12 protein-coding genes and 1 pseudogene are annotated in these 12,807 nt (G+C 60.9%); 6 read left to right on the forward strand and 7 right to left on the reverse strand.

All coding sequences use genetic code 11. The features are described from left to right. Positions 1 to 54 precede the first annotated feature (54 nt). On the reverse strand, positions 55 to 1,014 hold the full coding sequence (locus AC0KW6_RS22305; protein ID WP_474035925.1) for an IS5 family transposase: 960 nt from the start codon (positions 1,012 to 1,014) through the stop codon (positions 55 to 57). Between the two features lie 160 nt (positions 1,015 to 1,174). On the opposite strand from AC0KW6_RS22305, the gene AC0KW6_RS22310 reads away from it, so the two are divergent. The 4 genes from AC0KW6_RS22310 to AC0KW6_RS22325 all read left to right on the forward strand — a co-directional run bounded on the left by AC0KW6_RS22310 (position 1,175) and on the right by AC0KW6_RS22325 (position 4,948). Continuing rightward, positions 1,175 to 1,381, forward strand: coding sequence for a hypothetical protein (locus AC0KW6_RS22310; RefSeq protein ID WP_474036150.1), 207 nt, complete (start codon positions 1,175 to 1,177; stop codon positions 1,379 to 1,381). A gap of 320 nt (positions 1,382 to 1,701) precedes the next feature. Beyond that, a complete protein-coding gene (gene folE2, locus AC0KW6_RS22315; protein WP_474036151.1) occupies positions 1,702 to 2,721 on the forward strand; it encodes a GTP cyclohydrolase FolE2 in 1,020 nt (339 codons plus the stop codon). A gap of 108 nt (positions 2,722 to 2,829) precedes the next feature. Then, positions 2,830 to 4,185 (forward strand): PepSY-associated TM helix domain-containing protein, encoded by a 1,356-nt coding sequence (locus AC0KW6_RS22320; protein WP_474036152.1) that lies wholly within the window; start codon positions 2,830 to 2,832, stop codon positions 4,183 to 4,185. A 616-nt stretch (positions 4,186 to 4,801) separates the two neighbouring features. Continuing rightward, positions 4,802 to 4,948, forward strand: a complete 147-nt coding sequence (locus AC0KW6_RS22325) for a hypothetical protein (RefSeq protein ID WP_474036153.1) — start codon at positions 4,802 to 4,804, stop codon at positions 4,946 to 4,948. A gap of 45 nt (positions 4,949 to 4,993) precedes the next feature. Here the strand turns inward: AC0KW6_RS22325 and AC0KW6_RS22330 are convergent, their stop codons facing one another. Further along, on the reverse strand, positions 4,994 to 6,181 hold the full coding sequence (locus AC0KW6_RS22330) for a hypothetical protein (protein WP_474036154.1): 1,188 nt from the start codon (positions 6,179 to 6,181) through the stop codon (positions 4,994 to 4,996). Positions 6,182 to 6,552: 371 nt separating this feature from the next. Between AC0KW6_RS22330 and AC0KW6_RS22335 the strand changes: the two are divergent. Then, positions 6,553 to 6,965: pseudogene (locus AC0KW6_RS22335) on the forward strand (recombinase family protein); the annotation flags it as partial. Positions 6,966 to 7,429: 464 nt separating this feature from the next. Here the strand turns inward: AC0KW6_RS22335 and repC are convergent. The 5 genes from repC to AC0KW6_RS22360 all read right to left on the reverse strand — a co-directional run bounded on the left by repC (position 7,430) and on the right by AC0KW6_RS22360 (position 12,520). After that, the gene (gene repC / locus AC0KW6_RS22340) at positions 7,430 to 8,665 is read right to left on the reverse strand and encodes a plasmid replication protein RepC (RefSeq protein ID WP_474036155.1); all 1,236 of its coding nucleotides are present in this window, start codon (positions 8,663 to 8,665) and stop codon (positions 7,430 to 7,432) included. 171 nt (positions 8,666 to 8,836) lie between these two features. Next, positions 8,837 to 9,856 (reverse strand): plasmid partitioning protein RepB, encoded by a 1,020-nt coding sequence (gene repB / locus AC0KW6_RS22345; protein ID WP_323777723.1) that lies wholly within the window; start codon positions 9,854 to 9,856, stop codon positions 8,837 to 8,839. Then, positions 9,853 to 11,061 carry a plasmid partitioning protein RepA gene (gene repA, locus AC0KW6_RS22350; RefSeq protein WP_323777725.1) on the reverse strand — a complete coding sequence of 403 codons (1,209 nt, stop codon included), beginning with the start codon at positions 11,059 to 11,061 and terminating at the stop codon, positions 9,853 to 9,855. Before repA ends, repB begins: the two co-directional genes overlap by 4 nt. A gap of 452 nt (positions 11,062 to 11,513) precedes the next feature. Next, positions 11,514 to 11,615, reverse strand: a complete 102-nt coding sequence (locus AC0KW6_RS22355) for a hypothetical protein (RefSeq protein WP_323777727.1) — start codon at positions 11,613 to 11,615, stop codon at positions 11,514 to 11,516. Beyond that, positions 11,582 to 12,520: an ABC transporter permease subunit gene (locus tag AC0KW6_RS22360; protein WP_474036156.1), complete on the reverse strand. Its 939-nt coding sequence runs from the start codon at positions 12,518 to 12,520 to the stop codon at positions 11,582 to 11,584. The genes AC0KW6_RS22355 and AC0KW6_RS22360 overlap by 34 nt, the downstream gene beginning before the upstream one ends. 65 nt (positions 12,521 to 12,585) lie before the next feature. On the opposite strand from AC0KW6_RS22360, the gene AC0KW6_RS22365 reads away from it, so the two are divergent. Beyond that, the coding region (locus AC0KW6_RS22365; RefSeq protein ID WP_474036157.1) for a transposase at positions 12,586 to 12,807 on the forward strand (222 nt) is incomplete at its 3' end.

The raw sequence follows: 12,807 nt of genomic DNA on the forward strand, positions 1-12,807 counted from the left end.
CCACGTTGTTGCATGGTTCAAAATCTGGATATAGGCACCCCTTTCCCCGACGGTTTATGCGACACGTTCGAAGACCGCACGTCCGAGGGCGGTCATGCGGTTCAGGGCCTTGGTCGCGATCATGCTTTCGGTGACTTGTCGGTCAAATTCCCTTGACTTCAGGCCGGGGCCGATGACGGATTTGCGGCGCCCGATCTGGGCCTCGACGAGGGCGCGGCTGTTGTAGCCCGTCTCGGATTGCCATGCCATCCGGCCATGTATGGCGATATGCTCGATATGAGCGTCGCGCTGGTCGTTGCGTCCCAAGACGGCGGTCTTTGGCGGCGGGATGATGATCTCGACATTGGACCCGAAGGCCTCGGTGAGACAATCCAGAACACCCGTACCGTCATAGGCGCCATCGGCGAGCACGCGAGCCACCGGCAGATCAAGGCCGTCGATCAGTTCCAGCAAAGCGGTCTCGTCACCAACATGTTCGGTGGTCAGAAGCGAGGCGACGGTCTCGCCACTGCCCGGATCGTACCCGATATGGAGTTTCCGCCAGGATTTGCGCGTCTTTCCCGTCCCATGTTTGGCTTCCTGCCAACCCGAGCCACGGTGCATCTTCAGCCCGGTGCTGTCCACGATCAGCGTGACCGGCCCGTTCGATTTCGGCCTGGCGTCTTCTACAGCAAGCCCCTTGGCCCGTCGCGACAGCGTCGAGAAATCCGGCACCGGCAGTTCCAGTCCCATCAGCTTCAGAAGCGCGCGGACAAAGCCCTGCGTCTGCCGAAGCGGCTGGTGAAAGATCAACCCCAAGGTCAGGCAGGTCTCAATCGAGAAATCGGAATACTTCGCCTGACCGCCGCGGCTTTTCCGCTTCGGCGCGCGCCACTGCCCGGCAGCGCCCGTCTCAAACCAAACCGTCAGATCGCCGCGACCGCGCAGCGCCTCGTTATACTCGGGCCAGTTCGTCACGCAGAACTTCGATGCCGGAAACTGGCCCCGGCGCCCGGCATTGAACTTGTGCGGCATAAGGGGCAACCTTCACGATAAGAGAGCGTGCTTCCTGAACGAAATCCGCGACCGCTGCAACAAGGTGCCTCTTATCCCATCATGGGAGGTCCCGTGTGCCGATCTCGAAGAGAAGCGAGCCCCCGCGGAAGTCAAAGATTACCGTCTCGGAACTTCCTCAATGACGCTTGACTTGAACCAACCAAATAGAGATGCGGAAATCAACACGCCAATCCCCCATGAGCGGCATCAGCCCGACATCCCCTGCGGCTGCGCGCCCATTAACCGCCAAGGCGCATTCCGTGCAAAGATTTCCCGGCAAGCGATTTCCGGGAACCTTTTGCGCTTTATTGCACCTAATGAGCAGGTGTCGGCAAACCTCACCTGATGCAGCAACAATGAGGAATTCGGAATTGTACCAGCGAAAACTGTGCGCGTCGGCCGTCCGCAAGAACCGAGCAATCTTGGCTCCATCCGTCCCCGAAGGCGAGCGGGGGTCCACAACTTCTGCAGGCCGGGACCGGGGCATGCAAGAAGGGATCCTTCGGCTGAAGCCGCAGTACCCTTGCGTGCAGACCCAGTTGCGGCCTGCGTTGCAATTGCAGCTCCGGTGCGGGTCCGCGGCGATATCCACCTTCGGTGGCATATGTTGCGATCAAATGGCTGGCAGAAGCATTGACACGTCAATTGCTGGCGAGGTGCTCTGAAATGGTGGCACTACAGCCTGTATCGCCCACGCTCAATGAGGACGCAAGCGAAGTGATCGATATCAAAGCCGAAGGACAGGAATATCCTGTACTAAATCGAGACTACCCAAAAAATTTCCACCCGGATGAAACCTATCTATCCTCAATGCCTGATCTGCAGAACGGCCCAGCCGCGTTGATCAGTGGGGCGCGCCGCAAGCTGCAGCATGTGGGCATTTCCAATTTTCGCCTGCCGCTGCGTTTAAAGTGCCGTGACAAAACCGAAGTGACGGTGCAGGTCTCGGTAAGCGGTACCGTCAGTCTGGAGGCCTGCAAGAAGGGCATCAATATGTCCCGCATCATGCGCAGTTTCTACCACCATAAAGATAGGCTCTTCGACTTTGACGCAATGGAGGCGGTGCTAGACGACTATCTATTCGACCTGGAAACCGGGGACGCGAGGCTGCAGCTTCGATTTTCCTATCCGCTCAGGCTGCCGTCCTTGAGATCCGGGCTGGAAGGATACCAATATTACGAGATCGCCATGGAATTGGCGGAATTGCAGGCCAAGCGTCAACGGTTCGTGCATCTCGACTATGTCTATTCCTCAACGTGTCCATGTTCACTGGAACTGAGCGAACATGCTCGACAGGTGCGCGGACAATTGGCGACACCGCATTCGCAGCGTTCGGTTGCCAGGCTATCGGTCGAAGTGGCCGGCAGCAGGCGCCTGTGGTTTGAGGATCTGATCGACATGGCCCGCAAGGCGGTGCCGACAGAAACGCAGGTCATGGTCAAGCGTGAAGACGAACAGGCCTTTGCCGAACTCAACGCCGCCAATCCGATCTTTGTCGAGGATGCGGCGCGGCTCTTCTGCGAACAGTTTCAAAATGATCCAAGGATTGGTGATTTCCGCATCATTGCCAACCACCAGGAAAGCCTGCACAGCCATGACGCAGTGAGCGTTCTGACTGCTGGCGAAAGTTTTGTCTCGGCCAGCCTTGACCCGCAATTGTTCGGGACGCTGTCACACCCTGCTTAGGTGGCATCGGGCACTTGACGATGTGTCTTAGGGATCGAATGGCAGGCCCTCCCTTGCACAGCCCGGCAGCGAGCAACCCTCCCCCGGCCCCATGAAAGGAAAGAAATTATGCAAAATGACATCCGGGGTGGGGGCAGTTCCGCACTCTACCGCGCAATCTGGCGCTGGCATTTCATTGCCGGTCTCATGATCCTGCCCTTCATCCTGCTTTTGGCCTCAACCGGCGCCATCTACCTGTTCAAGGATGAAATCAACGACTTTGCCCATAGCGATCTGCGCTTTGTCGCTCCAGCCGGGTCTCACGCATTGCCGCCCTCGCAGATCACCAGCGCCGCGATCGCGGCCCACCCGGGTGAGGTGAAGGCCTACACCGCACCGGCAGCCCGGGACCGCAGCGCCGAAGTGGATATCCTTGGTGAAAATGGGTTGAAAGATACAGTCTACGTCGACCCCTACAGCGGCACAGTATTGGGAAGTCTGTGGGATGGCGGGCCCGCAGGCAGCCCTGCAATGTACGTGGTGCGCAAGCTGCATTCACTGGATTATGCTGGCTGGATAGGCAACCGGATGATCGAGGCGGCGGCAGGCTGGATGGTGGTACTGGTGATCACCGGAATTTACCTGTGGTGGCCGCGCGGCCGGAAGGTCGGTACCGTCTCGATAAAGGCAACGCAGGGCCGCCCGTGGTGGCGCGACATGCACGCGGTGACCGGGCTTTATACCGGCTCTGTGATTGTCTTTATGGCTATGACAGGGCTGCCCTGGTCAGCGGTGTGGGGCGGAAAATTTTACGACTACGCCTATTCCTTCGGGCTGGGTATACCCGATGGCTACTGGTCGGATCTGCCGGTGTCATCGCAACCGGTGTCGGATGCTGTTGATCACGTCCCCTGGATTATGCAAAAACAGCCGCTGCCGCTATCGGGGGCCGGCATGGGCCTGCCCAGGACAATCGATGCCGTGGTCTCCACGGTCGAGGAGATGGGCATCGCCCCAGGCTATACCGTAACTACCCCCGCCGGACCGACCGGAGTTTTCACCGCATCCGTCTACCCTGACGACATCACTTTTGAGCGGGTAATCCACCTGGATCAGTACACTGGTGAGGTGCTGTATGACGCTGGCCTGGCTGATCTCGGCACACTGGGACGCTGGTCGGAATGGGGGATCAGTGTTCACACGGGGCAGGAGTTTGGGCTGGTGAATCAGATTGTCCTGCTAACGGCATGCCTGGCAATGATCATGCTCTGCATCTCGGCTGCGGTAATGTGGTGGAAACGCCGCCCTGCCGGCGCGTTCGGCGTGCCCCAAGTGCCCGCTAACTGGCGCATTCCGCGCACCCTACTGCTGATCGCCGTCACCCTGGGGGTTTTCTTCCCGCTAGTGGGTTTGTCTATGCTGGCAATGGCAGTGGTTGAGGTGGCGATAAACATGACAAACCGCCGCCCGCATGGGTTACATTAATTCCGGGGCGCGCCCTCAAACGGGATTGCCAGGGTGTTTCCGCGTGTTTTAGGAGGGCGAGAAGGCGGCCTGCCAGGCGTCCTTTCAGCAGCATAACCGTTCCAGAGGTCGAAAGCCTCGGCCCTGCCGGACTGGCAAGAGACGGGGAACCGCTGCTAGCGGCCGGGGCGGAAGATAGTGTTTATCTGGTCTTGGGCTGCCAGAAACCCCTATGCCTGCTTAGGCAGCTTGAACTGCTCCATCAGGTTCTGGCAGCTCAAGACACAGGGCAATCGGCCGGGATAAAGACCGCCATGCCGCCTTCGCGTTCCGCAGTCGCTGGAAGAGTGTATCAGGGGCATCCCCTTCGCTTCCGCCGCACGCCTGAGTCGGAATGTCCGACCGCTTACCGGGATAACGATTCGTCAGGATGCGGGTTTCCGGCTATACTGGGCCTGTCACACCGGAAACATCGTCAATGTGGCTGCTGCGGTGGTTGAGGTAAAGGCGAACGGCCGGATCATCCGCCATAGCGTGGTGTATCTCATGGCTGGCCGGGCACTTTTGACGGGCCGAGCTGATCATTCCTTTACCGATGCAGCCGCGGATCCAGGGCGAACCGTCCTTGAACCAAATCATGGAAATGACCTTTCGCCCAGTCAGCATCGAAAATCAGGTTCCAGCTGTGCTTGGAAACGGTTTTTGGAGCCAACGCAAAAATATGCTCCCCAAACGCCTGCTGGCCTGTTCCGGGTTCACATGGAACTGGCCAGCAGGCGTTTGACACATCGGCGGGTTCACCACATGCACATCTGAGAAGTCGACTAGCCTACACCCCCCGCTTGCCCAGAATTCCATCAACCTGTTCCAGCACCGCATCGAAGTCCGCAAGCGCCCGCTCCACCGCGGCCTTGTTCTCCTCTTTGATGCGGCGCGCCTCCCCGGCCCTGCTCTGCTCCGTTTGAGGCAGGCCAGGACTGCCGCGGGCCGCAATACCTGCGGCGGGCGCCGCACGTCCGGCAGGCTCCGCCCGCCTGCCCAGCAATGCGGCCAGACCCGGCGTGGCCCAGATCCGGGCCGAACGCCGCCGCGTCATCTCGACAAGAAGCCCTTGCTCGACCAGCTCCCCCAGCAGTTTGATCGCGCCGCGCTGCGTGATGCCAAGGCGGTCCGCCAGCGCCTGCGAGGTCATGACCGGTTCAATGCCGAAGGCATCGACCGCATCCGGCAAGCGGGAGCGGCGGCTCTTGCCCCGCGCGGCCATGGCGGCCTTTTCCCGCCACGCCCGAATGGTGATCACCCGGCCCAGCTCCTGGTCGAGGATGCCCCCGATCCCTTGAAGCAATTCCTGAACCGCTTTGGGATTCAGTGGAGACCAGATCCGGAACCGCATCCGCGTCAGCGCAAGCGAGGGCAGGATGACCCAGGATGCATCGACGCGCCCGCCGAGGCCCCGCAGCGGATCATCCATGTGGCGGGCCCGTGATGCGCCGCCAAGAACACGGCTGCGCGACAAATGCTCGGCGGCCGCAAACACCAGCCGCTCCGCAACCGGGCTGCGCCGTTCGGTCAGTGCCGCATAGTGGGCGCTGGCGCGGATGGCTTCCAGCAGAGGCGCGCGGCCGCGGCACTGCGCAAACACCTGCACCATCTCGCCATCCACCTCCGGCAGCGGCTCATGGGTCTCTGCACGCGCTGAGAGCCTGGCGATCCGGTCGAGCACCGACAGCGGCTCATTGGCCGGGTCGCCCGGCGCCCGCAAAAACCGCAGGACCGAAAGCGCATCCTCGATCGCCCTGACATCCGCATGGGTTTCCGGGTTTTCGCTGACCCGCACGAGGAGATCGGTTTCCGACAGGCGCAAATCCTCCAGTCCAATCGATGCGGCCGCTTCGGCCACCGCGGCCTCGCTGCGCCACTGCGCAGCAATCACCGGATCCGCCGCCAGGTGGCCCTCGATGCGGGAAGCCCTGACTTCGGCGGCTAAAACCAGATCGAAAGGGCTCCCGGCAGCCATCTATCCTCACTAAATTATTTCAACTATTTGTGTTGGTTATCCGCTCTTATGGAACGTAAATCAACATTTCATTCCATTGGCTCATCGAATTTCAGAGCATTCCGCGCGGTGGCCGCCTTCCCTCCCCTGCCGGATAGGCGCTTGAAACCTCAAAGACACCCCGGAACAGGCGCCTCATTTGCCTGGCAGCCTTATTTCATAGGGCTCATCGCCCTTGCGGGCGCCGGCCGTGCCTTTGGTCGGCGAGAGAGAACCGCCCTTGCAAGCGTTTTCAAACGATCGATTGATACTGACATATTAAATTGAAAATGCGCTCGGAGCGGGCGAAGGTGCGGCAGACCGCCTGCTATAATCCCGCCAAAGGCCCAGCCATGCGCTTCATCGGCTATGCCCGTGTCTTCTCGGATGACCAATCCTCCGCAGCCCAGACCGAGGAGCTGCGGGCGCCGGGCTGTGTCCAGGTGCATGAGGAACAAGCTTCCGGCGGCGACCGGGCACGTTCCGTCCTGAAACGGCTCTTTGACAGGCTTGGCCCGGGTGGCACTTTGGTTGTCATCCGGCTGGACCGGCTTGCACGTTCGCTCTCGCATCTGCTGGAGGTGATCGCGGGGGTAGAGGCCAAGGGCGCCCAGTTCAAGTCCCTGCGCGATCCAGTCGACACCTCCAGCCCGCAGGGGAAATTCACCCTTCAGGACTGGGTGCCGCTGCCGAACTGGAACGCGCCCTGATCCGGGAAGGTTTACTGGAAGGCCGGATTCTGGAGCGCGCCAAGCGCGGGCGGATAAAATGGTCTGTGTGGTCCGTCAAGATGCTGATGGACCGCGCCGGAGAACGGGGCCTGCTGGAGCGTGATCGTTCTTAAGAAAGCGGTTCGAAAACACCGGATGCCGGCCTGAGCTGGACCTTGCTGACCGTAACCTGCTCTGCATCCTCTATCAAATGCAGTCATTCCGAACAAGTGAAACGCCTGGCATTAGGGTGCTTATCATTCCCAGCACCCTGCCCCGCATTGCAGTTGATCGTGCTGTTTACCGCAACTCGCGCACCGCTGGGGGTGCTGAAGCCGGTGAGTATGATGTTCATAGCCATCTTAACTATTTTTCTGAAAGATGCCGGATGCCTATCGGCGCTGCCAGGTTGGCATCCGGGTGAAGGGTTGAATAATCAATAGCCAAGATGAAGCCCCATTTTCTCATAGTCATCTGGAACGGTTTCGCATTCCGGAGAGAGTTCACAGCTGTGAACTCTCTATGCCGCTTCCTGGCGGACCAAAGCCATGACCATGGGTCCGCTGGAAAAATGCCCTGAAGTAGCTTTTGCGCTGAGGTGCCGCAGATAGGCGCCGGGAGAACGGATTTCACCAAAACGCTCAAGCATGGCAGAAATCACGACAGATGCCTCGGCAGCGCCCATGGCGTGTTTCGCTTCTTCCCAGACTGCGGAGGAAATGCCCATCATTGGCCTGATGGTATTGGCAGCTTTGACCAGATCGTGCCAATGGCAGATAGCTCCATCCGCATAGGTTTTGATTTCGCCGCAGGCTGACAGAATGAGCCTAAGCGGCAGTTTGGGCATATTCCGGGAGGCTTGCCTTTGTTGATTATCCGGGACCGGTGCTGTCTCTGTAGTGTCAGCTTTGTTGCTGCTTTTGGCAGCTCTTGGCTCTTCTGTGCTGATTTGAGCTGCCGCCTGTTCAGATTCATAAGAGTCTTTAGTTGAATTCTGATAGTGCTGCTCATTTTGGGCGTCACTGGTGCTCATTTCTTCTGCCTGATCCGGTTCGAGCTGGGCGCTTGCTTCCTTAAGTCCGGCGGCAAGCTGGTGTTGGATTTTCTGGAGCTCCTCAAACCCCAGCTTGCGGCGGAGTGCGCGAGCTGTGAGCCGGGCCATATCGTGGAACTGGTCCCAGACATTCAGGTCAGGGCGCTCCGCTTCGCCGCAGAGCGCGAGACTGGCGAGGTCGCGGCGCATCAGGCTCACGGTTTCCCGCAGCTGTCTAAGGTGCATTTGCGCGGCCCGTTCTGTCTCAGCTGCGTCACTGAATTCGGCAAACCGGACAGCAAGAGGGGAGAGGTCAAACCCGAAGGCCATCCGTTCACCCTGGTAACGGCGCACGTAGCGTTTGCCGTTCGGGCTGTCGCGGCGGATCAGGATGCCGGCCCCGACCAGCTTGGCCACATGGCGGCGCATGGTGGAGCAGGGCATCCCGTTCAGGCGCTCGCAGATCACCTTGTTGGAGGGGTGGATCACCAGGCTGCTGTTCTGACCGTCCAGCATCTTGCCGGGCAGAAAGCTGAGAAGCGCCTGCAGGACCGATATGTCCCGGTCGCTCAGCCCGTATGTCTTGCGGGCGGCGGCCAGCTCACGCAGCGCGTCCCATTTGTTTGCTGCAGGCTGCAGATGTGCCTTTTCGGCTGCTGCCTGCTGTTTCAGCAGGACAGCATCAACCGTTCGCCCGAAAGGCGTGATCGGCATATATCCCATGTCATCATCACGAAAGACAAAAAAATAGCGGCCCGCGAATCGCTTTGGACTTGCGGTCAAAGGCTCCGGCCACTAACTTGAAGGTGCTAGAAACAAGTTGGTCTCGTGGAGCTTCGGTTTTGCGGGGCCTTCTTTTTGTCTGCTCTGTGCCTCCTAAGTTATTGTTATATCTTACTCTTCGCAGCGCGACTGCCAGCGCGCGTGAAGCTCTTCAATCAGTGTCTGCGCCTCATCCTCCAGCCAGTCGGCAAAGCCGCCGCCGGGCAGCTCCAGGCTGACGCCCTTGGCGGTGCGGCGCAGGGTGGCGCTGCGGCGGCCATCGACGGTGAGTGGCTGCGAGAGCGTCCGGCTCTTCTTTGCGGGTTTGGCGTCCTGCGGGGCAGGGGAGGGGACCGCGGCCTTGAACACCGCCTCAAACGCCAGAACCGAGGGGTCGCCGGGCGCGGCATCAGTGCCTTCTGTCACCGCATCGACGGTGAAATCGGTGTATTCCTGCTCGGCGATACGGATGAGCGCGGAGCGGTCGGTGCCGGTGTCCGAGATTGCCTTGGCCAGCGCGTCCCAGCGGGGGCGGCCAATGCCCTGGGCCGGGCCGATGGCGCGGATCAGATCGCCGCCTATCGCCTCGGCAATGGCGATGGCCATGGAGACGGAGGATTTGGTGACGGTCAGCACCTCGGCGACCTGCGACTGGTTGCCGAAGCCGTTTTCGACAAGTTCCTGCGCAAACAGCGCCTTTTCGATAAAGGAGAGGTCGCGCCGGGCCATGTTCTCGGAAATCTGGGCGCGCACCGCGGCGTCATCATCCATACTGGCGACCAGCGCCCGGACCTTGGCGACCTTGTCAGATGAGCGGATCGCCTCCAGCCGGCGGCGGCCGTAGACCAGCAGGTAGCGGTCGGCCTCAGAGGGGTGGCGGCGCACCAGGATCGGCACGGTCTGGCCGTTTGCCTCAATCGCGTCGCGCAGGTCGAGGATGTCGTTCGGGTCGAGCCGGTCGTGGACGCGGGTGTCCTCGATCTGATGCGGTTCCAGATCCCAGACCCGGTGCGAATCCACTGCGTCGCGGGCGGAGCGCAGGGCGCGGTTGCTGGACATCATCGAAGCCGCCGGGGCAGGGGAGGCCACCGGCGCGCCGGCCGCGGCCAGGCTGTCGAGCATCGAGAGACGGGATTTCTTGCTGCTGGTCATGTGCGCCCCCAGGTTTCCTGAATGAGCTGGCTGATTTCGTCGTTGACCGCGTTCAGGCTTTCGACCGCGCGGTCATAGGTGGAGCGGGTGAAAGCGCTGCGTTCGACCTCGTATAGAGTCTGTTTTGTGAGGCCGGCGTCGGAAATCGCGGTGGATTTCAGCATCGGCGCGTTCAATACCTTGTCGCCGTACATGGTGCGCAGGAAGGCGACAATACGGTTCTGCGGCGCGTCCGAGGGTTCGTACCGGGTCAGCAGGTAGCGCATCCAGTCGTGGCTCATGTCGGCGCCGGACTGGGCGATCACGTCCATCAGGTCGGCGGTCATGCGCAGGAACTGCGACATCGACATCACGTCGAGCATTTCGGGGTGGATCGTCACCAGCACGCCGGTGGCGGCGGAAAGCGCCGACATGGTCAGGAAGCCGAGCTGCGGCGGGCAGTCGATCACCACCACGTCATAGTCGGAATCGACCTGCGACAGAGCCTCTTTGACCCGGAAGAAGAACAGCCCGGCGCTGCCCTGGGCCAGGGCGCGGGGGGTGTCATGCTCGAACTCCATCAGTTCGAGGTTGCCGGGGATCAGGTCGAGATTGGGGATATAGGTCTGCCGGATCACTGACCGGATCGGCGCCGGGTCGTCATAGCGGATGGCGTCGTAAAGGGTGCCGCCGTCCTTGAGGTCGAACTCCGGCTGCACCCCGTGCAATGCGGTCAAGGAGGCCTGCGGGTCGAGGTCGATCGCGAGCACCCGGTAGCCCTTGAGCGCCAGGCGCTGCGCCAGATGGGCGGAGGTGGTGGTCTTGCCGGAGCCGCCCTTGAAGTTCATCACGCCGATCACCTGCATGTGGTCGCTGTAGCCTTCGCCATTTTCGGCGCGGCGCCGGCCGGGCAGGTAGTCGCCGGGTTTGCGGGTGGTTTTTTCCAGCAGCACGCGCAGTTCCTGGATGTCTTCGGCGGAATACTGGCGGCGGTTGCCGGCGGTCAGCTCGGGCGAGGGGCCCTTGCCGTCCAGATGCAGCTTGCGCAGGTAGGAATCATTGACCCCGAGCAGGGCCGCGGCCTCGCCGGAGGTGAATTTGCGCATCGTCTTGGAAGCGTTCGGCGGGAACAGGCTTTCGCGCTGCGCATGCAGCTGCGCCGCAATCCATTCGGAATGCTGGCGGATCACCGCATTGAGATCCTCAGGTGTGTATGTATGATCCATCTGCCCTATGTGCCTGCTGTTTGCCGCTCTGCCTTTTGCCCGTGTCTTTGCCGTCAGGCGTGTTCACGGAATTTGGCGTTTACTGCCTCTTTTCCGTGACTATTGGCCAAGGAACGGGATTCGTGCAAGTCTTTTCTATAGTTGGCGGGGCAGGGGGCTGCCTTCCCGGATCTCCGCCGTCTCTTTCAGGTTGCAGCTGCCGGGGCTGGGCCAGTCTCCCGCGGTGGCGGTCACAGGAGCCAGGTCCACCATCAGGAGGGCTGAAAGGCCGGTTCGTGACCTTTTTTCTGCCTCGGAGGGAAATTGAGACACTTTGCGCCGTATGTGCAGTCCAGGTCGCCCGTGCGGCAGCGAAGCGCAGGAAGCGCCCTTCCGTAATGGGGCGGGATCGTCAAGCACCTTTCCGCATGATAAAATGACCTCCTGTCGCAATGGCGGGGAGGTGCTGCGGATCACTGGCCGGTTACCCTTTCTTGCTGGGCCACGCTTTTTGCGATTGCGTTATGCGGCTCCTCCGGGTTCATGAGGGAGAGCGGGCCTGCTGGCAAAACCATGTTCTCGCCGAGGCAGATGTATCTCCCGGCGCCTTCCGCAATTGCCCCGATGGCACCGCCCGTCGTGGGCGTGACGGCTGAAAGAGGTCTTGAAAAGTTCGGTGCCGTGGTGCCAGCCAAGATGGTGGTTGCGGTTCTGTTGAGCCCGAGTTGCTCCCAACCTTTATTCCCCAGGTGAAGGGCACGATGGCCCGTTCGAAGCCGAGCTTGACCGGCAACAGGACGATGAACTGAATCGCGTTCTTGAACGCGGCCATGATCCCGCCATAGGCGACGACGAAATCAGAGGTTGCCCGGTTGATGGCCTGAGCCGGGAAATAAGTCAGGCCGTGGGGCCAGTCATCGAGCGGGGGAAGCAGGTGGCCACCGAGAAAGGCAGCGCCCATGACCAACGCCAGAAGAGGGACAAACCGGCGTAGCGGCAGGCCGCTGTGGCTTGAGGTCGGAAGCTGGCGCGCGGCGTAGGCAGCGCTGATCCGGTCGAGCAAGATCGCGAGGATCACGATCACGACGCCGGAGAGCAGGCTCTGGCCGAACTGGGCCTTGCGCATTGCCGAGAGAACGGCCCAGCCGATATCTTCGAACCCGCCGATGATGGCAGCGATGATGACCATTGAAAGCACCGCCATAGTGGTCTGGTTCACGCCGACCAGCATCTGGGGCATGGCGGCCGGAAGCTCGACCCAGGCGAATTGCTGGCGCCGCGAGCAGCCGGACATCCGGGCGCTTTCCATCACCGCTTCCGGGATGCTCTGCATTCCGAGGATCGTGTTTCGCACCATCGGCGGGATGGCGAAGACCACGCTCGCAATGAGGCCGACGACAGGGCCGAACCCGAAGAGCAGCAGGATCGGTATGAGATAGGCAAAGGCGGGCACGGTCTGCATGAGGTCGAGCATCGGCATGAGCGTGTTGCACAAATCGTTTCCGATGCGTAGCTGGTCCTTCGATTTGACTGCGGGATGCTGGGATGCCTTTCAAATTCAACGCGTCGCGGCGGGATAAGTTTGCGAAGGCAAAGTACCGTGTGACGAACTGGGCGGAATACAACGAGGTGCTCCGCCAGCGTGGTGACGTAACGGTCTGGTTCAGCGAAGACGCGGTGTCTCGGTGGGGCGCAACGCGCTCCGGCAAGCGCGGTGGTCAACAACGATATTCTGATCTGGCGATCGAGACCTGCTTGACCCTGCGC

It is taken from the genome of Leisingera sp. SA215 (assembly GCF_055902035.1).